General features: G+C 71.8%; 15 protein-coding genes. 3 read left to right on the plus strand and 12 right to left on the minus strand.

The genetic code is table 11. From position 1 onward, the window contains the following. Positions 1-2 precede the first annotated feature (2 nt). Positions 3-665 carry a hypothetical protein gene (locus BJ984_RS00625; RefSeq protein ID WP_246306414.1) on the minus strand — a complete coding sequence of 221 codons (663 nt, stop codon included), beginning with the start codon at positions 663-665 and terminating at the stop codon, positions 3-5. Between the two features lie 103 nt (positions 666-768). On the opposite strand from BJ984_RS00625, the gene BJ984_RS00630 reads away from it, so the two are divergent. Further along, positions 769-2,217: a glycosyltransferase family 2 protein gene (locus tag BJ984_RS00630; RefSeq protein ID WP_179546395.1), complete on the plus strand. Its 1,449-nt coding sequence runs from the start codon at positions 769-771 to the stop codon at positions 2,215-2,217. After that, entirely contained in the window at positions 2,214-2,615 is a 402-nt protein-coding gene (locus BJ984_RS00635) for a hypothetical protein (RefSeq protein ID WP_173182675.1), read from the plus strand. The genes BJ984_RS00630 and BJ984_RS00635 overlap by 4 nt, the downstream gene beginning before the upstream one ends. A gap of 19 nt (positions 2,616-2,634) precedes the next feature. Here the strand turns inward: BJ984_RS00635 and BJ984_RS00640 are convergent, their stop codons facing one another. The 10 genes from BJ984_RS00640 to BJ984_RS00685 form a co-directional block, all read right to left on the minus strand. Next, complete coding sequence (locus BJ984_RS00640; protein WP_179546396.1) at positions 2,635-3,576, minus strand: response regulator transcription factor; 942 nt, start codon at positions 3,574-3,576, stop codon at positions 2,635-2,637. A 54-nt stretch (positions 3,577-3,630) separates the two neighbouring features. Beyond that, entirely contained in the window at positions 3,631-4,638 is a 1,008-nt protein-coding gene (locus BJ984_RS00645) for a glycoside hydrolase family 6 protein (protein WP_179546397.1), read from the minus strand. 9 nt (positions 4,639-4,647) lie between these two features. Further along, positions 4,648-7,122 carry a putative bifunctional diguanylate cyclase/phosphodiesterase gene (locus tag BJ984_RS00650; RefSeq protein ID WP_179546398.1) on the minus strand — a complete coding sequence of 825 codons (2,475 nt, stop codon included), beginning with the start codon at positions 7,120-7,122 and terminating at the stop codon, positions 4,648-4,650. A gap of 88 nt (positions 7,123-7,210) precedes the next feature. After that, the gene (locus BJ984_RS00655; RefSeq protein WP_179546399.1) at positions 7,211-7,987 is read right to left on the minus strand and encodes an SGNH/GDSL hydrolase family protein; all 777 of its coding nucleotides are present in this window, start codon (positions 7,985-7,987) and stop codon (positions 7,211-7,213) included. A gap of 81 nt (positions 7,988-8,068) precedes the next feature. Beyond that, positions 8,069-9,160 carry an aspartate-semialdehyde dehydrogenase gene (locus BJ984_RS00660; protein WP_179546400.1) on the minus strand — a complete coding sequence of 364 codons (1,092 nt, stop codon included), beginning with the start codon at positions 9,158-9,160 and terminating at the stop codon, positions 8,069-8,071. A gap of 37 nt (positions 9,161-9,197) precedes the next feature. After that, a complete protein-coding gene (locus tag BJ984_RS00665; RefSeq protein ID WP_173182669.1) occupies positions 9,198-10,466 on the minus strand; it encodes an aspartate kinase in 1,269 nt (422 codons plus the stop codon). A 153-nt stretch (positions 10,467-10,619) separates the two neighbouring features. Then, on the minus strand, positions 10,620-12,506 hold the full coding sequence (locus BJ984_RS00670) for a bifunctional 3'-5' exonuclease/DNA polymerase (RefSeq protein ID WP_338074429.1): 1,887 nt from the start codon (positions 12,504-12,506) through the stop codon (positions 10,620-10,622). An 86-nt stretch (positions 12,507-12,592) separates the two neighbouring features. Continuing rightward, positions 12,593-13,192, minus strand: coding sequence for a recombination mediator RecR (recR, locus tag BJ984_RS00675; RefSeq protein WP_179546401.1), 600 nt, complete (start codon positions 13,190-13,192; stop codon positions 12,593-12,595). 126 nt (positions 13,193-13,318) lie between these two features. Next, on the minus strand, positions 13,319-16,630 hold the full coding sequence (locus BJ984_RS19170; protein ID WP_218870134.1) for a DNA polymerase III subunit gamma and tau: 3,312 nt from the start codon (positions 16,628-16,630) through the stop codon (positions 13,319-13,321). Between the two features lie 127 nt (positions 16,631-16,757). Continuing rightward, positions 16,758-17,231 (minus strand): GNAT family N-acetyltransferase, encoded by a 474-nt coding sequence (locus tag BJ984_RS00685; protein WP_179546403.1) that lies wholly within the window; start codon positions 17,229-17,231, stop codon positions 16,758-16,760. An 80-nt stretch (positions 17,232-17,311) separates the two neighbouring features. Here BJ984_RS00685 and BJ984_RS18370 point away from each other — a divergent pair, with 80 nt between their 5' ends. Continuing rightward, a complete protein-coding gene (locus tag BJ984_RS18370; RefSeq protein ID WP_218869945.1) occupies positions 17,312-18,406 on the plus strand; it encodes a GNAT family acetyltransferase in 1,095 nt (364 codons plus the stop codon). A 59-nt stretch (positions 18,407-18,465) separates the two neighbouring features. Here the strand turns inward: BJ984_RS18370 and BJ984_RS00695 are convergent, their stop codons facing one another. Next, on the minus strand, positions 18,466-19,320 hold the full coding sequence (locus BJ984_RS00695) for a helix-turn-helix domain-containing protein (protein ID WP_271206333.1): 855 nt from the start codon (positions 19,318-19,320) through the stop codon (positions 18,466-18,468). Positions 19,321-19,431 lie beyond the last annotated feature (111 nt).

Genomic DNA, 19,431 nt, shown 5'->3' on the forward strand with positions numbered 1-19,431 from the left:
CGCTACTCGGCGGGCTGCGCGATCGCGACCGTGAGCTGGTCGCTCGCGGTCTGCTTGGCGTAGTCGCCCGAACCCGGCGCGGTCTGCAGCAGGATCTCGTAGGTGAACGACAGGGTCACCGAGGTGGCCGACGGGTCGAAGGCCGGCAGGATGAAGGTCTGGCTGTAGCTGTAGGGCGCCTTGATGTAGTAGCCCGGGCTCACCGAGGACTGGTCGGTGATGGGCGCCGGTGCCGGCAGGCTGCCGGCCGGCCCGTTCACGGCGGGCGTGACGGAGACGCGGGAGAGATAGAAGCTCTGCCCGTCGTCGGTGCCGAGCCTGCCCCCGAGGGTGAAGGTGATGGGCTTGTTCGCCTCGGCCGTCCACTCGTCCATGCTGAGCGTGGAGTAGTAGTCGATGGTGAGCGCGATGTCGCCGGCCTGCAACTGGTGCTGGGCCGAACCGGTCGCCAGCTCGTTGACGACGGGCGTGATCGTGGGCGCGGCCGTGGGCGTCTTGGTGGGTGAGGAGGTGGGCGTCGTCGTGCTGAACCGCGACTGGTCCCACGGCGCCGTACCGCAGCCGCTGAGGGCCACGACGGCGGTGAGGGCGAGCGCAGCGAACCCCGTCAGGCGGGCCCCGGAGAGCGCCCGCGTCTGCCGTGTGGTCTGCCGCGTGCGTGCCATCAGAACACCCTCTCCGTTCGCTTGAGGCAATCTTAAGCCGATCTTGACGCGACCCTAGCGCATTCGCGCGACAACGCTGGGGGCCCTGCGTCAGACTGTGGGCATGGCAGAGAACCTGAACCCCTACGTCACCGATCGCACTGAGCTCGGTGACCACGGCGACGAGTTCGAGAACGACTTCATCGAATCGGTCGAGTCGCTTCCGAGCTACCGTCCCACGATCGGCTGCATCGTGCCGGCCTACAACGAGGCCGAGTCGATCGCCGACGTGCTCGAGTCGCTCCTCGGCCAGACCCGCCTGCCCGACGTCATCCACGTGGTCGTGAACAACACCACCGACGACACGGTGAAGATCGCCGCCCAGTACGCCGGCCCGCACCTCAAGGAGGTCGACGGGATCGAGCAGTTCACCGAGGTCTACGTGCACGACATCGGCAAGAACAAGGACAAGAAGGTGGGCGCGCTGAACTACGGCTACCAGCTGGTCGAGGGCTGCGACTTCCTGCTCGGTGTCGACGGCGACACCACGGCGGCCCCGGATGCGGTGGAGCGGCTGGCCGAGGAGATCACCTCCGACTCCCGCATCGGCGGCATCTCGGCCATCTTCTCGATCGACGAGGCGCCCATCAAGGGCTTCGTCGCGAAGTTCCTCGTCACCGGGCAGCGCTTCCAGTTCGCCGCCTTCAACATGCAGAACATGCTGAAGGGCCGCAACATGGCGGTGCTCGGCGGACAGTTCTCGATCTTCTCCACCAAGGCCCTGCGCCAGATCATGGTCGAGAACCACCAGAACACCCCGTGGGTGAAGGACAGCGAGGTGGAGGACTCCCTGCTGTCGCTGCAGATCAAGAGCGCCGGCTACCTCACCAAGATCTCGGCCCAGGCCCGCGCCGACGTCGGCGGCATGACCACCATCCGCGGCCTCGACGGCCAGCAGGTGAAGTGGAACTTCGGCGCCATCGAACTGATGTGGCCCGGCCAGCGCGGCGACACCAAGGGCCAGCCCTTCCACCCCAACCTGCGGCTGCGCTGGCTCGAGAACTTCTCGATGCTGATCAACCTGGTCACCCGCGTGCTGTTCGTGCTGCTGCTGCTCGCCTCGCTCTCGATCAGCGCCTTCGTGTTCTCACCGATCTGGCTCGTGCCGCCGATCGTCGCCATCCTGCTCAACCTGCGCACCGCGCTCTCGATGCACGACCGCAGTGCCCGCGACATCTTCTTCGCCGTGGCCCTGTTCCCCGCCGAGATCTACATGTGGATCAGGCTCGGGCACTTCATCCGCGCCTGGACGAAGTTCCTCTCGCGCAAGCAGACCGACAACTGGGCGGCGCAGGCCAAGGCCGAGAAGGGCCGCGGCAACAGCTACCTCCTCCCGTTCGTCGTGATCTTCCTCACCATCGCCGTGCTGGTGCTCGGCTGGTTCCAGCTCGACGCCTTCATGCAGTCGACGATCCTCTGGATCGGCTGGCCGATCCTCGGTGTCATCACGATCATCCAGACCCTGGAGATGTTCGGCAAGGTGCTCCGCCGCTACCGCGGGTACAAGGTTTGACCTCGAACTACGTCGAACACGACGCGCTGGTCGCGCTCCTGAACTCCGTGGGGGACGACGACCGGCGCGGCCGGTTCGTGCACGACTTCATCAGCCTCTGGGAGACCCGGTCCCAGAGGCTGATGAAAGCACTCGGCAACCGGGACTTCGAGGATGCCGACGTGGTGCTGCTGAGCATCCGCTCGTCGAGCACGATGCTCGGGGCCTGGTCGCTCGAAGCGATCGCCGGCATGGTGCACTCGGCCGTGAAGGGCTTCGACCTGCAGGGGAGCCTGCGCCACCTGCCGCGGCTGCAGGCCGTCGGCGGGGCCACCTGCCAGGAGCTGCTCGGGGTGCTCGAGTCGATGCGGCGCCCGGATGCCCCGGCCGGCGGGGCTCGGTCGGCGAAGTCGGCCTGACCGGAAGCCGGACCGGGCCTCAGTCGTTGTCGGAGGCCGCCAGCCGGTAGCCGACGCCGCGGACGGTCTCGATCCAGCGCGGCGTGGTGATGCTGTCGGCGAGCTTGCGCCGCAGGTTCGCCATGTGCACCTCGATGGCCCGCTTGTCGGCCTCGCTCACGAAGTGGGCGGTGACGTAGCTCTCGCCGCGCAGGAGCAGCGCCAGGTCGGCCTTGCTGCGCACCCGGCGCTGGCTCTCCATCAGGGCGTTCAGCAGGTCGAACTCGCTGCGCGTGAGATCGATCGACCGGCCCTCCTTCTCGGCCAGTCGCATCTCGGAGTTGACGTAGAGGCCGTTGTGGTCGAGCCAGCCGTCTTCGCGGTCGTAGCTCTTGGCGACCACGGGCTGGGCGGGAGCGGCCTCGGCGGCGACGGGCTGCGGAGCGACGGCCTGCACGGTCGCGGCCGGCGTGTACTGGGGCTCGGCCACGGCGGGGGCCGGGGCGGCGAACGGGGCGGCGGCCGGAGCCTGCACGGGCGCGGCGACGGGCGCCTGCACGGCGACCGGCGCGACCGGGCCGGAGCCGTCGACCGCGAGCACCTGGCGGGGGCGGCGCATCATCGCCTCGACGCGGGCGCGCAGCTCACGGGGGCGGAAGGGCTTCGTGAGATAGTCGTCGGCGCCGGCCTCGAGACCCTGCAGCGTGTCGATCTCCTCGTCGCGCGCGGTGAGCATGACGAGGTAGGTGTTGCTGAACGTGCGGATGCGCTTGGCGGCCTCGAACCCGTCGATGCCCGGCATGCTGACGTCGAGGGTCGTGACCATGGGGTCGTAGGCGCGGACCGCCTGCACCCCGTCGAGGCCGTTCCCGGTCGCGATGACCTCGAACCCGGCCTGGGTCAGCACTGTCTCGAGCAGATGCCTGATGTCGGCGTCGTCCTCGATGATGACGGCGACGCGACGTTCCCCATGTGTGTCCATTGCCCCGATGCTACCAACGGATAGGGGGATGTCGGGGCTTTCTTCCGAGCGCGATCAGCGGGCGGCGTCGGCCGCGAGCTCGAGCGCGTTCTCGTCCCACCACTCGCCGGCCGCGGGGCCGCCGTTGCACTCGCCGTCGCTCTCGCCGGGCGGCTTGATCCACAGGCCGGCGTCCTGCGCCGAACCGGAGGGGCTGGCCGACGGCTCGGCACCCAGGGCGCGGCCCGCGGGGTTGCACCACTCCCCCGTCGATCCGTTGCCGTTCCGGCCGGTGTCGATCACGTAGTGTGCGCCGTTCGTGAGGGTGGAGATGGTGTTCGCGTAGTACTGCTCGCGATCGGTGTTGTTGTAGTTCGAGACGTTGGTCGAGAATCCGCGCGCCCGGTCGACGCCCGCCCGGTTGAGCAGATCGGCCATGTCGGCGGGCGGGCCCCAGTTGGAGTGGCCGGCGTCGATGTACACGGTGAGGCCGGCGGCGACGAGGGCGTCGACCGAGGCGCTGACCTCGCCGAGCCGCTCCTCGACGTTGTCGCACTCGTCGGCGAGCGCGAGCGCGTCGGGCTCGAGGATGATGATCGAGTCGCTGTCGTCGAGCGAGGTGGCGATCTCGTCGATCCACACCGGGTACTCCTCGACGGTCAGTCCACCGCTGGAGAAGTTGCCGCAGTCGCGGTTCGGGATGCCGTAGACCGTGAACAGCGGCACCTGGCCGAGCTTCGCGGCCGCCGTCACGAGATCGGAGACGTAGCCGCCGACCTCGCCGATCGGGTGCTTCTCAGGGGTGAGCCAGATGGCGGTGGGCACCTCGGCGATGCGCGTGAACACGGCGGCGTCGTCGCTGTCGCCCGCCTCGGTGGCCTCGTCGGCCGCGGTGGCGGCCTTCGACGCGGGGTCGGCGTAGAGCGCGGTGCCGGCGAACGGGTTGCCCGAGGCGATGCCGCCCTGCGACAGGATGGCGCCGACCCCGACGACCATGCCGATCAGCACGGCCAGGATGGCGAGCACAGCCACGATCAGCCCGATGCGCGGCAGCACCGGCCGCGCCACTCCCCTAGTCGACACAGCGCAACTCTAGCCGGTCTGCACGGTGGGGGCGGGGGCGACAGGGGCGGGTGCGGAGGGCGCCACCGAACGGCCCACGGTTCCGGCCGCACCGTAGCTCTTCAGCCGCGACATCGTCTGCGCGAACGGCACCGGGCGGCCGTAGAAGAAGCCCTGCGCGTGGCGCACGCCGATGCCGACGAGGACGTCCACCGCATCCTGCGTCTCGATGCCCTCCACGATCGTGGAGTAGTCGAAGGCGTCTCCGAAGCCCTGCAGGGCACGAACCACCTCGCGCTGCCGGGTGTCGTCGAGGTTGTCGACCAGCGAGCGGTCGATCTTCAGGATGTCCATCGGGATGCGCACCAGGGCTCCCACGGAGGAGGCCTCCGAACCGTAGTCGTCGAGGGCGATCAGCATGCCGAGCTCGCGGAAGAGCTCGGCCTGGGCGCGGAGGTCGTCGTCGATGTCCTTCGTAGAGCGCTCGTTCAGCTCGAGGCAGAGGGTGACGTCGGGGTAGCGCGGCACGATGTCCTTGAGGAACGACCCGACGTGCTCGTCGCGGATCTGACCGACCTCGAGGTTGATCGTCATCACGGTGATGCCGGGCACCAGCTTGCGGAACTCCCGCGCCGACTGCAGCGAGGTCGCGATCACCTGACGGGTCAGCTCGTCCATCCGGCCGAGGCCCTTGGCCTTCTCGATCAGCGACGCCGTCGAGATGCGCCCGAGCTCGGGGTGCGTGTAGCGCACCAGCGACTCGAAGGCCCAGATCTTGTCCTCGAGCGTGTTCACGATCGGCTGGTAGACGACGTTCAGCGAGCCGTCGTCGATGGCCCGCGCGACGATCTCGTTGATGCGGCTCGAGCGGTGCGGCGAGATGCCGACGCTCGACTCCGACGACGGCCCGCCCTGCCGGCGCGACTTCTTGATGGCCAGCATGGAGTGGTCGGCGTCGACCACGATCGACTGCGGATCGGTCTCCTGGTGCCCCGAGTAGGCGAGGCCGACGCTCACCAGCGGGCGGAACTCGCGGCCGCCGAGGCTCGCGGGCGCGCCGATGTTCGCCACGATGCGGTCGGTGACGCCCTTCGCCTCGGCGAGCGACTGCAGCTTCGTGAGCACCACGACGAACTCGTCGCCGCCGACGCGGGCGACGAAGTCGTGCGGGCGCACGCTCGCCCGCAGACGGGTCGCCACGACCGAGAGCATCTCGTCGCCGATGTGGTGGCCCTCGGTGTCGTTCAGCCGCTTGAACTGGTCGAGGTCGATGAACAGCACCGCGATGCCGGAGGCGTAGGTGCGGTCCTCGTTCAGGCGGGCGAGGGAGCGCTGGAAGGCGTTGTAGTTCGGCAGGCCGGTGAGCGAGTCGCGGTCGACCCGGTCGAGCAGCGTGTCGTAGGCGCCGCGCACACGCGCCGTCTCGCTGGCGATGTGGCCGATCGCGTCGAGGGCGAGCTCGTCGTCGGGGGTGAAGGGAACTCCCCCGGCCTTGCGGCTCGCCACCAGGAACTCCTGCGGCTCGACCGCGTCCTCGCGGTGCTCGTTCGCGACGTCGTCGTCGGCCGGGGCGATCGACTCGGGGTTCAGCTGCGGGTCGGTGGTGTCGAGCGCCGAGAAGCGGGCGCCGATCTCGTTGCGGCCGGGCGGGGTGCGGCGCACCTCGAACTCGGTGGCGTCGATCGCCCGGCGGGCGAACTCGACCATCGTCTCCTTCGGGTCGACCGTCACGTCCCAGGGCAGGGCACGTGCCGCGTCGACCACGCCGCCGAGGCGCCGCTCGCCGCTCCGGGTCTGGGAGCGCTTGGCGAGCCCGTAGAACAGCAGCGCGACGACCAGCAGCGGAACGGTCATCCGCGCCAGCTCGACGTTCTCGCCCCGGCCGAGGAGACCCAGTGAGCCCACGCTCGTGATGTGCACGGCGACGCCCACCACGGCCGACAGGGCGAAGACGAAGAGCACACGCAGCACGCTGATGCCCGAGAGGCCCCGGCCGCCGTCGGCGTTCCAGCGCCCCTGCTGCCAGGCGAAGTAGACGGCGAGCACCACGACGATGTGCGCGGCACTGCCGGCCACGATGGCGACGACGGTGGGCACGCCCGCGTCGATCAGCAGCCGGCCGAGGCCGACGAAGGCGACCGCGCCGAGGGCGGCGACACCGGTCCACTGGGCCGCCATCCACGGGGAGCGGGAGGTCACCGCCTTCGAGACGAAGAACGCCAGCACCCAGAGCCCGACCTCGAGCACCGGGTTGTCGGCGGGGAGCGCGATCACCAGCAGGGCACTCGTCACGCCGAAGGGCGGCAGCCCCGGCACGCGGCCGATGGGCTGCTGGTAGACGGCGGTGACGCCGACGGCGATCAGGAAGACGAGGCAGGCGACCACGCTGTCGGGCGGGTCGGACAGGCCCGAGACGACTCCGGCCACGGCGGTCGCCAGGGCCACGGCGGCGAGCGCCGCCGAGCCGAGGAACGACCCCGTTCGGATCGTGTCGCGCACCGTCATGCCGCGAGTTTATCCGGACGGCGTCGGGTGGGTGGACCGCGGCGGGCCCGGGTTCGTCGGGCGTGGCCGCCGCCGCGCATCCGTTCGCTCACAGGCCGATGGCCCGGAGCGACTCGTCCATGCGCACGGCCATCTCGGCGTAGCCGTCGTTGTTCGGGTGCAGGCCGTCGGCGGCCATCCACTCGGGGTGCCCCTCGATCCAGTGGGAGGCGCCCGGGATGAAGTCGGCGTCGATGACGGCCGCTTCGCTCCGCACCCAGTCGATGATCTGGGTGAGGGAGTCGGGACGGTCATCCGTGTACCAGAAGGGCTCGACCACGACGATGCGGGCGTCGGGGAGGGCGGCGCGCAGGGTGGCGAAGTCGGTGCGGATGGCCGCGCGGACGTCGTCGGCGCGGTCGGGCATCGAGAAGTTGTCGTTCAGGCCCATCGTGACGAAGAGGATGTCGGGGTCGGCGGCGATCGAGCGCGAGACGCCGTCCTCGGGGCCGTAGTCGGGCGGGGTGCTCTGGCGGTGGTTGACGAAGCCGAGGCCGTTGACGGAGTAGTTGAACTCGTTCCAGCCGCGCTCGGCGGCGATGACGCTCGACCAGCGCTTCGCCGGATCGGAGGCGCCGGTGCCCAGGGTGTAGGAGTCGCCGTAGAAGGCGACGACGGGGGCGTCCGGGTCGGTGCTGCCGCCGGGGGTCTGGCCGGTGGAGGTTTGGCCGGTGGAGGTCTGGCCGGTGGTCGTCTGGCCGGTGGTCGGTCCCGTCTGGTCGGCCCGGCTGCTGCGGGTCACGACCGAGACCGTGACGAGCACGGCGCAGACCGCGACGAGCGCCGCGACGGCGAGGACGACGAGACGCGCTGCACGAGGCTCCATGAGGAGTATTCGGTGCAGCGCGTCACGGCGATTGGTGCGGGTGCCGGCTCGGGTCAGGCGGGTCGAGCCGAGCGGCTCGGGTCAGGCGGAGGCGGTCGCCGGCGCCTCGGCGCTGTCGGAGGCCGCACCGGCGGTCGCCGCGATGACCTCGGCGATCTGCACGGCGTTCAGCGCAGCGCCCTTGCGGAGGTTGTCGTTCGAGATGAACAGCGCGAGACCGCGCTTGCCGGGAGCCGACTGGTCCTGGCGGATGCGCCCGACGAAGCTCGGGTCGCTGCCCGCCGCCTGCAGCGGGGTCGGCACGTCGGACAGCTCGACGCCCGGGGCCGCCGCGAGCAGCTCTCGGGCGCGGTCGGGCGTGATGTCGTTCGCGAACTCGGCGTTGATCGAGAGCGAGTGCCCGGTGAACACCGGCACGCGCACGCAGGTGCCCGAGACGAGGAGCTCGGGCAGCTCGAGGATCTTGCGGCTCTCGTTGCGGAGCTTCTTCTCCTCGTCGGTCTCCTCGTCGCCGTCGTCGACGATCGAGCCGGCCAACGGGATGACGTCGAACGCGATCGGGCGCACGTACTTCACCGGCTCGGGCATCGTGACGGCGGAGCCGTCGTGCACGAGGTCGAGCAGGTGCTCGTCGGCGACGGCGGCGCGGGCCTGCTCGGCCAGCTCCTCGGCGCCGGCGAGGCCGGAGCCCGACACCGCCTGGTAGGTGGAGACGATGAGGCGCTCGAGGCCGGCCTCCTCGTGCAGCACCTTCAGCACCGGCATGGCCGCCATGGTGGTGCAGTTCGGGTTCGCGATGATGCCCTTGGTCGCCCGGGCGATCGCGTGCGGATTCACCTCGGAGACGACGAGCGGGACGTCGGGGTCCATGCGCCAGGCGCTGGAGTTGTCGATGACCGTGACACCGGCCGCCGCGAACCGCGGGGCCTGGGCGCGAGAGCCGGTGGCGCCGGCCGAGAAGAGGGCGATGTCGAGGCCCGTGGGGTCGGCGGTCTCGACGTCCTCGACCACGACGTCCTCGCCGCGGAACGGCAGCACGGTGCCGGCGCTGCGAGCCGTGGCGAAGAAGCGGATCGACGCGATCGGGAAGTCGCGCTCCTCCAGGAGGCGGCGCATGACCTTGCCCACCTGACCTGTCGCGCCGACGACGCCCACGTTCAGTGCCTTGCTCATACTGTCTCTCTTTCGGGTCTGCGCCAGCGGGTTCGGGTCAGCGGCCGGTGCCGGCGTGCACGACAGCCTCTTCGGAGGCGTCGAGGCCGAAGGCCGTGTGCACGACGCGCAGGGCGTCGTTGATGGTGTCGGCGCGGGTGACGACCGAGATGCGGATCTCGGAGGTCGAGATCATCTCGATGTTGATGCCCGCCTCGTAGAGCGCGGTGAACAGCTTCGCCGAGACGCCCGCGTTGGTGCGCATGCCGGCGCCGACGAGCGCCAGTTTGCCGATCTGGTCGTCGTACTGCAGGCCCAGGAACCCGGTCTCGGACTGCTCGGCGCGGAGCGCCGTCAGCACCTGCTGACCGTCGCTCTTGGGGAGCGTGAAGGAGATGTCGGTGAGGCCGGTGCTGGCCGCCGAGACGTTCTGCACGATCATGTCGATGTTCGCGCCGGTCTTCGCGACCAGCGTGAAGATCTGAGCCGCCTTGCCCGGGATGTCGGGCACGCCGACGACGGTGATCTTCGCTTCGCTCAGGTCGGTGGCGACTCCGGCGATCAGGGGCTCTTCCACAGCGGTCTCGCTTTCGGTGGGGTTGTAGACGATGGTGCCCTCGTTGTTGTTGAAGCTCGAGCGCACGTGCAGCGTGACCCCGTGCCTGCGCGCATACTCCACGGCGCGGATGTAGAGCACCTTCGCGCCGTTGGCGGCGAGCTCCAGCATCTCCTCGCTCGTGATGCGGTCGATCTTGTGCGCCTTGGGCACGAGGCGCGGGTCGGCCGAGAAGATGCCGTCGACGTCGGTGTAGATCTCGCAGATGTCGGCGTTCAGGGCGGCCGCGAGGGCGACGGCCGTCGTGTCGGAACCGCCGCGACCGAGGGTCGTGATGTCCTTCGTGTCGCGATTGAAGCCCTGGAAGCCCGCGACGATGACGATCGCCCCTTCGTCGAGCGCCTCGCGCAGGCGCACGGGGGTGACGTCGACGATGCGGGCGGCGCCGTGCCGGGCATCCGTGATCATGCCGGCCTGGCTGCCCGTGAAGGACCGGGCCGTGTGGCCGAGGCTCTCGATGGCCATCGCGAGCAGGGCCATGGAGATGCGCTCGCCGGCCGAGAGCAGCATGTCCATCTCGCGCGGGGCGGGGATGGGGGCGACCTCGTGGGCCAGGTCGAGCAGCTCGTCGGTGGTGTCGCCCATGGCGCTGACCGCGACGACGACCTCGTTGCCCGCCTTGCGGGTCTCGACGATGCGCTTGGCGACCCGCTTGATGCTCTCGGCGTTCGCAACGGACGAGCCGCCGAACTTCTGCACGATCAAGCTCACGGTGGGACTCCTGGGGGGCGGGGGCGGGGCGACCTCTCGACTATATCGCGGGGGGATGTTGCGTTACGGCGGGGGGCGGGCGGGGTGGTCCAGCCTCGTGCTTCTCGCAGCTTCGCCTTGTCGCTACTTCGCTCCTTTGCTCCTTCGCCCTCGCTACTTCGCTTTGTCGTAGCTGTCGACGATCGCGACCGTGACGGGGAACTCGACTGGGGCGTCGCCGAAGATGAGGCGGCCGGCCTCGGCGGCGGCCTCGCGGAGCTCGTGCGCGACGGCGTCGGCGAGGTGGGCGGGGGTGTGCACCATGACCTCGTCGTGGAGGAAGAAGGAGAGGTGGGGGCCGGTGGTGAGGGCGTTCGGGGCGGCGGCGGCGCCGGGCGAGCCGGCGGCTGCGGTGATGCCGGGCGCGTCGGCGGCCGCGTCGGCGGCGCCTGGTGCGGTGGCGCCGGGCGCGTCGGCGGCCGCATCGGCGGCGCTCAGCGCGTGCAGGCGGCGGCGGATGGAGCCGATCCAGCACAGCGCCCACTCCGCGGCCGTGCCCTGCACCACGAAATTGCGGGTGAAGCGCCCCCACGAGCGGGCTTCGGTGCGGGCGCGGGTTCGCAGCGCATCCGTCGCCCCGTCGGAGGCCGCCAGGTCGTGCAGGTCGAGCCACTCGTCGCTCGGGCGCGGGCTGGTGCGGCCGAGGCGCGTGCTCACCACGCCGCCCGTCTCGCCCGTGCGGGCCGCCGCCTCGACGTAGGCGACCGCCGCCGGGAAGGCGCGGGCGAGGCGCGGGAGCATCCGGCCGCTCTCGCCGGCCGTTCCGCCGTACATCGCACCGAGCATGCCGACTTTGGCATGCGCCCGTGTGTCGACCGCGCCCGAGGCCACGATGCCGTCGTAGAGGTCGCGGCCGCGGCCCGCGGCGGCCATGGCGCGGTCGCCGGCGAGGGCGGCCAGGATGCGCGGCTCGAGCTGGGCGGCGTCGGCGACCACGAGCATCCGCCCCTCGTCGGCGACGACGGCGCCGCGCACCTGCTTCGGGAGCTGCAGCGCCCCGCCGCCCTCGGCCGCCCACCGGCCCGTGACGACGCCGCCCGGCAGGTAGTTCGCGTGGAAGCGGCCGTCGACGACCCAGGTGTCGAGCCAGTTCCAGCCGTTCGCGGTGAGCAGGCGGGAGCGCTTCTTGTAGTCGAGCAGGGGCTCGATGGCGGGGTGCGTCAGATTTCTCAGCTCCCACTCGCGGGTGCTGTCGACCGTGATGCCGGCACGGCGCAGGGCCTTCAGCAGCTCGACCGGGGAGTCGGGGTTGACCGTGGGGTCGCCGAGCAGGGTCCGGATGCGCTGCAGCAGCCGCTCGAGCTCGGCCGGTCGCTCGCCCTCACGGGGGCGGGGGCCGAGCACGCGGGTGAGGAGGGCGTCGTGGCGTTCGGCGCTCCACGGGAGGCCCGCGTGACGCAGCTCGGCGGCGGCCAGGGCGCCGACGGACTCGGCGGCCACGAGCAGGGCGATGCGGCTCGGGTCGGTCGCGGTCGCGATCGCGTCGCGCTGGAGCGCGAACTCGCGCCGCTCGTCGCCCACCTCTCGCCCGTCTCGTTGGTGATCTGCCTCTCGCGAGTGGTCACTCGTGGCTTCGAACACGCCGTCTTCGCGCACGGAGTGATCACTCGCCGACTCGAGGTCGTCGAAGAGGGAGGGTTCCACCGGCTTCGGGGTGGCGGTGGGGGCGCCGACGGGGCGGAGGGTGTCCCAGGCGGTCGGGGGCGCCGTCGCGAGGGTCGAGCGCGCCGTGAGGGTGGAGGCGCGGAGGATCGTGTGACAGAGGCGGAGGTCGACGCAGCGGTCGACGCGGACGTTCGCGGCCAGGAGGTCGGGGTACCAGCGCTGGGTGTCGTTCCAGACCCAGCGGGGACGGTCACGTTCTCGGTCGGCCACGGCTGCCGCGAGGTCGGGGCGGGCGAGTTCCGCCGCGGATCCGGCGGGGGCTCCGTCGGGATCGAGCGGCTCGAGCAGCACCCGGCCGGAACGCGGCTCGGAGACCACGATGTAGGCGGGGGTCACGAGGCGCCGCCGCTCAGCATCCGCTGCTCGGTGCTGGGTTTCGGCGAGGCGGGGATCACGAGGGGCTGCCGGTGAGCATCCGGTGCTCAGTTCTCGACGAGGCGGCGCCCTTCGAAGGCGCGGCCGAGGGTGACCTCGTCGGCGTACTCGAGGTCGCCGCCGACGGGCAGGCCCGAGGCGAGGCGCGTGACGCGGATCTCGAGGGTCGTGAGCAGCCGCGAGAGATAGGTCGCCGTCGCCTCACCCTCGAGGTTGGGGTCGGTGGCGATGATGACCTCGGTGACCGTGCCGTCGGCCAGGCGCTGCATGAGCTCCCGGATGCGCAGGTTGTCGGGCCCGATGCCGTCGATCGGGCTGATGGCGCCGCCGAGCACGTGGTAGAGCCCGCGGAACTCGCGGGTGCGCTCGATGGCGACGACGTCCTTCGCCTCTTCGACGACGCAGATGAGGTTCTGTGCACGGCGCGGGTCACGGCAGATGCCGCAGGTCTCCTGCTCGGAGACGTTGCCGCAGATCTGGCAGAAGTGCACCTTCTCGCGCACGTCCGTCAGGATCTCGGCGAGCCGGCTGACGTCGAACGACTCCGTCTGCACGATGTGGAACGCGATGCGCTGAGCCGACTTCGGCCCGATGCCGGGCAGGCGGCCGAGCTCGTCGATCAGCTCCTGGACGATGCCTTCGTACATTCGTGTGGGCTCTGTGTCTCTCTACGGGTTCTTCGGATGCTCGGGGTGATGGTACCCGCCGGCCGCTGCCTGGGTGCGGCGCTTCGGGGCAGCGGTTCTGGGCAACGGTTCTGGGCGGTGCGGGCGTCAGCCGTCGCGCCCGGGCAGGGGCTGCTCCTCGATGAAGTTCGCGCCAAGGATCTCCCGCACGACTGCTTCTCCGTACCGCGCACGCCCGCCGGAGCCCGCGTTCGCGGGCCGCTGGGCCGCCGCCGCTCCCGACTGCTGCGCGCCGGAGGCCGGTACGTCACCGGGCGCCTCGGGCCCCGAGGCCTCGAACCGGAGAGCCCCGGGCCGCGCCGCAGGATCCCCTGCTCGTGAACCTGACGGCGCTCCGCCGCTGCCGGCCGCCGCGCCGCGCGCGTCCTGAGGACCCGTGCCCTGCGCGCCGGGCTGCTCGACCGGCGCGCCGGATCCGCGGCCGGCAGGCTGCCCGACCGATTCGCCTGATCCCCGACCGGCCGAGCGGTCCGGAGACGTCGCGGGACGCTGACCCGCCGGCTGCTCAGGAGAGGTCGCGAGGCGCCGGCCCGCGGGCGCCCCGAACGGCGCTCCACCGCTCGGCAGGATGTCGGCCAGCGACGGCGGCAGGTCGGGCTCGTCGCTCGGCATCGGCTCGTCGTAGGGCGGAGGCTCCTCGTCGGCCGACGTGGGAATGGCGACGACATCCCACGAGGTCGTCGCGGCACCCCCCGGCGGACGCTGGGCAGGCGCATCCGCCTGCCGGCGCTGATCCGGCGCCTCTGCCTGGGGCCGTTGCGCAGGGGCACCCGTCTGCGGATGCTGCGACGGCGCCTGCTGCGGGCGCTGGGCGGGCGCAGCAGTCTGGGGACGCTGGGTCGGAGCTGACGATGGCGTGGATGCGGGCCCGCGCTCGGCGGAGGAACCGCGGGTCTGCGGAGCCGCCGGGCCGGTGTTCTTGAGCGCGGCGAGCTGCGCGCGCATGCGCGCCACCTCGGCCGAGTCGCTCTCGGGGCCGGGCTCGGCGGGGGCGGCGGCGGTGTTCTCGTTGAGGCCCGGGACCGTCCAGCCGGAGGAGTCGACGATCGCCTTGGGCTCGGGAGCGAGCTCCTCCTCGGGTGGCAGGTCCTCGAGCTCCTCGTCCTCGTCGAACTCGTCGTCGTCCTCGTCCTCGTCCTTCGGCGTGGCGTCGGCCGCCGCCGATCCGGAGGGTGACTCCGCCGAGGCGGTCGCGTCGCTCTCGGCTGCGGCCGGAGTGGAGGTGGACGCGGTAGTCGACTCGGACGCCGTGGTCGGCGACGGCACAACGGCTGCCGCCGGCGCCGACGGATCCGCCGACGCCGGGGCCTGTGAGGCGCTGGGCGCAGGGGCGCCCCCCGCAGGCGCACGGGTACCGGACGCAGGTGCGACGGCAGGCGCAGGGGTGCCACCCGCAGACTCGGCGGCAGGCGCACGGGTGCCAGACGCGGCGTCAGGCGCGGGGGCCGCGGTGGGCGACGGCGATATGGAGGGAGCGGCCGCGGAGGGAACGGGCTGGGACGCGGAGGCGGACGGGGACGCGGAGTCGGCCGGGGACGCCGCCGGAGACGCGGAAGGAGCGACCGGAGACGCGGAGGGAGCGGCCGCGGCCGGGGACGCGGAGGCGGCCGCGGACAGGGTGGCCGGGGCGTCGTGGGGGCGGAGGGTGGTGTCGACGCGGGCGATGTACTTCACGCGGAGGCCGAGGACGTCGAGGATCGCCTGGCGGAGGTACTCGCTGACGCCCTGGCCCGGGGCCGAGCGCTCCTTGAAGCTCGCCACGTCGTTCTCGCTGGGGAAGGCGAGGGTGAGGACGTCGCCGTCGAGGGCACGCACCTGGGCGGTGAAGACGACCAGCCAGGCGGTCATCTTGGCCTTCTGCACGGCCTCGAGGATCTCGGGCCAGGCGTCTTTCAGCTGCTGCAGCGTGACCTCGCCGGCCGCCGCGGCGACCGCCTGCACCGGCGTCGCCGCGGGCGGGACCGCGACCACGTCGGGCGTGGACCGGTGGGTCGAGTCGGACGCATCGCTCGACTGCGGGGCATCGGACCGAGTCTCGCTGGGGGGCGGGGCGGAGGCCGGCGCGGCGATGTTCCACGAGGCGGCGGCGGTCTGAGCATCCGGAACCGTGTTCGCCGGCGGCTCGGACGCCGGTGGCGCGCTGGGAGAAACCGCAGGCGCACCAGCGTGGGCAGGCGCAGGCGCACCAGAAGAGGGCGCACCAGAAGCGGGCACACCAGAAGAGGGCGCACCAGAAGAAGGCGCAGCCGCCCCGCCCCGCACGCCCGAATCGGCATCGCCCGCGTCGACGCCGATGCGCCGCTCCAGCCGCTCGACGCGCGCGAGCGCCCCGCGCTGCGTGTCGTCGGCGGCCGGCACGAGGGCCCGCGCCATCATCAGCTCGAGGTGCAAGCGCGGCGATGTGGCGCCGGTCATCTCGCTGAGCGACGAATTGACGATGTCGGCGACGCGCGAGAGCTCGGCGTGGCCGAAGAGGGCCGCCTGGCGGCGCATGACCTCGAGGTCGTCGGCCGGCACGCCGCGGAGCACCGAGGCGGCCTGCTCACGGGTGGCCGAGACGACGATGATGTCGCGCAGGCGCTCGAGCAGGTCTTCGACGAAGCGGCGCGGGTCTTGACCGGTCTGGATGACGCGGTCGACCGCGTCGAAGACCGCCGCGCCGTCGTGGGTGCCGAGGGCGTCGACCGCCTCGGAGAGCAGGGCGCCGTGGGTGTAGCCGAGCAGCGCCACCGCGCGTTCGTAGTCGACGTGGTTGTTCTCGGAGCCGGCGATCAGCTGGTCGAGCAGCGACAGCGTGTCGCGGGCCGAGCCGCCGCCCGCGCGTACGACCAACGGCAGCACGCCGGGCGCGACGTCGACACCCTCGGACTCGCAGAGCGACTGCACGTACTCGAGCAGCTGCGCCGGCGGGATGAGCCGGAACGGGTAGTGGTGGGTGCGCGAGCGGATGGTGCCGATGACCTTGTCGGGCTCGGTCGTCGCGAAGATGAACTTGATGTGCTCCGGCGGCTCTTCGACGATCTTGAGCAGGGCGTTGAAGCCCTGCGGCGTGACCATGTGGGCCTCGTCGAGGATGAAGATCTTGAAGCGGTCGCGCGCGGGGGCGAACACGGCGCGCTCGCGCAGGTCGCGGGCGTCGTCGACGCCGTTGTGGCTCGCGGCGTCGATCTCGACCACGTCGAGCGAGCCGGGGCCGTCGCGGCCGAGCTCGACGCACGACGGGCAGACGCCGCAGGGTGTGTCGGTGGGGCCCTCGGCACAGTTCAGGCAGCGGGCCAGGATGCGCGCCGACGTAGTCTTGCCGCAGCCGCGCGGGCCGCTGAACAGGTAAGCATGATTGACCCGGTTCGTGCGCAGCGCTGTCATGAGCGGATCGGTCACCTGCGACTGGCCGATCATCTCGGCGAAGGTCTCGGGCCGATAGCGGCGATAGAGGGCGGTAACCACCCGCTAAGACTACCTGCGGCCACCGACACCGGGGTCGGCCGGAGGGCCCGATGCGGTCCCGACCCGGCGCGTACGCACGCTACAGCGTCCGGGCGTAGCAGACCGACAGCTCCGACCCGACGTACGGCCCGAACGGCTCGATCCGCTCGTACCCCTCCCGCTCGTAGAACCGCATGGCGTCGGGCTGCTCCGTACCGGTCTCGAGCACGAGCCGCTCGACGCCGAGCTGCCGCGCCTCCTCTTCGAGCGCGCGAAGGATGGCGGTCGAGACGCCCTGCCCCCGGGCATCCGGATGCACGAACATCCGCTTGATCTCGGCCCCACCCTCGGGCAGCGGGCGCAGCCCACCGCACCCCACGGCGACATCCGAGAGAGTGCGGGCCACCACGAAGATCGGGGTCGACGCGGCGGTCGGCACGGCCCCCGGCTCGTGGTCGTCGCTGCCGTAGCGCGCGTCGAGCTCGGCGCGCTGGGCCCGGCGCAGGGCGTCGGCGGCGGGGTCGTCGAACGGCACGCGCTCGATGGTGACGGGGAGAGCGGGGCGACGGGTCATGGGATCCTCTCGTAACAACCATTACCGTAACGCTTGTTATGCTGTCAGGCAAAGCGAGGCATGAGAAGAACGGATGCGCGATGGCACGCCAACGGGACGTCGACGATCAGCGGCAGCGCCTGTCCGAGGCCACCTGGGCGGTGCTGACCGAGCGAGGGCTGCCAGGCCTGACGATCCGCGCGGTGGCCGAACGCGCCGGCTGCACCACGGGTCTCGTCATGCACGCGTTCCCCACCAAGGACGCCCTGCTCCTGCACGCCCGCGACCTCCTGCACGCACGCACCCGCGTGCGCGCCGACGCCGCCGAGGCGAGCGCGGCCGGCGACCCCGAGCGGGCGCCCACGAATGAACAGGCGCTCGAGGCCGTGCTACTGAACGCGCTGTCGCTCGACCCGCAGAGTGTCGATGAGGCCCGCGTCTGGGTGAGCTACCTCGCGGCGGCGCTCGCCGATCCGACGCTCGCCGAGCGGCACCGGGCGGGCAACCGCAGTTTCGTCGAGCGGGTCGAGCGCCTGCTCGGTGCGTGCCGGCCCACGTGGCCGGTTGAGCGCATCCGCAGCGAGGCCCTCACCCTCGTCGCCGTCGCCGAGGGCATGAACACGCTGGGGGCGGCCGATCCCGAGATGTATCGGCCCGAGGTGCAGCGCCGGTCGATGACGGATGCCCTGAGCCGCGCCCTCGGCCCCACCCCACCCGAGCGCCCGGTTGCCGACGCGCCCGCGCCCGAAGTGTCCCGGGCGGGCGGCGGCGGGCTGCGCATCCGCTCGTTCGCTGAGGCCGACACCGAGCAGGTCGTGGCCCTCTGGGCGGAGTGCGGGCTGACCCGGCCGTGGAACGACCCGCGGCGGGACATCGCGCGGAAGCTCACCGTGCAACCCGAGCTCTTCCTCGTGGGCGTCGATGCCGACGGCGCCGTGGTCGCGAGCGCCATGGCCGGCTACGACGGGCACCGGGGGTGGGTGAACTACCTCGCGGTGACGCCGGCGCGGCAGGGGCGCGGCGACGGACGGGCGCTGATGCAAGAGGTCGAGCAGCGGCTGCTGGCGCTGGGCTGCCCGAAGCTGAATCTGCAGATCCGGGAGGGGAACGAGGGCGTGATGGAGTTCTACCGCGAGCTCGGGTACGGGCGGGACGGAGCGGTGAGCTTCGGGAAGCGGCTGATCGCGGACGACTGATCGGGGCGCCCTGCTGCGCGTGAGACGCTGCTGCTGACCGGGCCCTAGAAGAACGGGCCCTATGAAGAGGTGCGGGAGCCGGCGGCCACGCTCGACGCGAGCAGCGCCAGCCGCTCGGCCGAGTCGGAGTGCTCGTCGGGGTAGTAGACGACGAGCAGCACGTCGCCGACGGGCAGCTTCTCGCGGTTCAGACGCAGGGGTCCGACGACCGGGTGGTGCACGGTCGCGACCCCGCCCTCGAGCCGCTGCACGTCGTGGCGCGCCCAGAGCGTGCGGAAGCGGCCGCTCGCCAGCGAGAGCTCGCCGACCAGTTCGACGGCGCGGGCATCCGTCACGTCGTCGCCGATCGTGCTGCGGAAGGCCGCCACCGAGTCGGCGGACGCGCGCTCCCAGTCGTCGTGGAAGGCGCGTTCCCCGGGGTCGAGCAGCAGGGAGCGCAGGCGGTTCTCGCCCGGAACGAGCCGCGGGTTCAAGGCGACCGCCAGCGGGTTCGACGCGAGCACGTCGAAGGTGCGGCCCTCGACGAACGCGGGCAGCTCGAGGGCGGCGAGCAGGTGGTGGAGGCGCTCGGGCACCCGCTCGGCGCGGCGGCGGGGACGGGCGGCGTCTCGGCGCTGAGGCTTGGCGAGGCCGAGGAGGTAGGCGGTCTCGACGTCGTCGAGGTGGAGCACGCGGGCCAGCGCCTGGAGCACCTGCGCGGAGGGGTTTCTGTCGCGTCCGCGCTCGAGGCGGAGGTAGTAGTCGGCGCTGATGCCCGCGAGCAGGGCGACCTCCTCGCGCCGGAGACCGGGCACGCGGCGGTGGCGGCCACCCGGCAGGCCGGCCTGCTCGGGCGAGACGAGCGCGCGCCGGGCGCGCAGGTACTCGCCGAGGCGGTTCTCGTCGGCGGCCGGTCCAGGGCCTGAGGTGGTCACGCCTTCACGATAGCCACCCGCCGCCCCGCCCGAGGGGGCCCTGCCACTCCCCGGATCACGGGGGGACTCCCCCGCTCCCGCCGCCCGCTGGAGCATCGGATGCACGGCCCA

The sequence above is a fragment of the Herbiconiux flava genome, from assembly GCF_013409865.1.
GTDB classification, from domain to species: Bacteria; Actinomycetota; Actinomycetes; order Actinomycetales; family Microbacteriaceae; genus Herbiconiux; species Herbiconiux flava.

Bases quoted from the DNA above. Each gene is read 5' to 3' on its own strand.
- BJ984_RS00655 (WP_179546399.1), bottom strand. From the start codon at position 7,987: ATGGAGCCTCGTGCAGCGCGTCTCGTCGTCCTCGCCGTCGCGGCGCTC.
- BJ984_RS00640 (WP_179546396.1), bottom strand. From the start codon at position 3,576: ATGGACACACATGGGGAACGTCGCGTCGCCGTCATCATCGAGGACGAC.
- BJ984_RS00630 (WP_179546395.1), top strand. From the start codon at position 769: ATGGCAGAGAACCTGAACCCCTACGTCACCGATCGCACTGAGCTCGGT.
- BJ984_RS19170 (WP_218870134.1), bottom strand. From the start codon at position 16,630: ATGATCGGCCAGTCGCAGGTGACCGATCCGCTCATGACAGCGCTGCGC.
- BJ984_RS18370 (WP_218869945.1), top strand. From the start codon at position 17,312: ATGGCACGCCAACGGGACGTCGACGATCAGCGGCAGCGCCTGTCCGAG.
- BJ984_RS00625 (WP_246306414.1), bottom strand. From the start codon at position 665: ATGGCACGCACGCGGCAGACCACACGGCAGACGCGGGCGCTCTCCGGG.
- recR (WP_179546401.1), bottom strand. From the start codon at position 13,192: ATGTACGAAGGCATCGTCCAGGAGCTGATCGACGAGCTCGGCCGCCTG.
- BJ984_RS00685 (WP_179546403.1), bottom strand. From the start codon at position 17,231: ATGACCCGTCGCCCCGCTCTCCCCGTCACCATCGAGCGCGTGCCGTTC.
- BJ984_RS00660 (WP_179546400.1), bottom strand. From the start codon at position 9,160: ATGAGCAAGGCACTGAACGTGGGCGTCGTCGGCGCGACAGGTCAGGTG.
- BJ984_RS00650 (WP_179546398.1), bottom strand. From the start codon at position 7,122: ATGACGGTGCGCGACACGATCCGAACGGGGTCGTTCCTCGGCTCGGCG.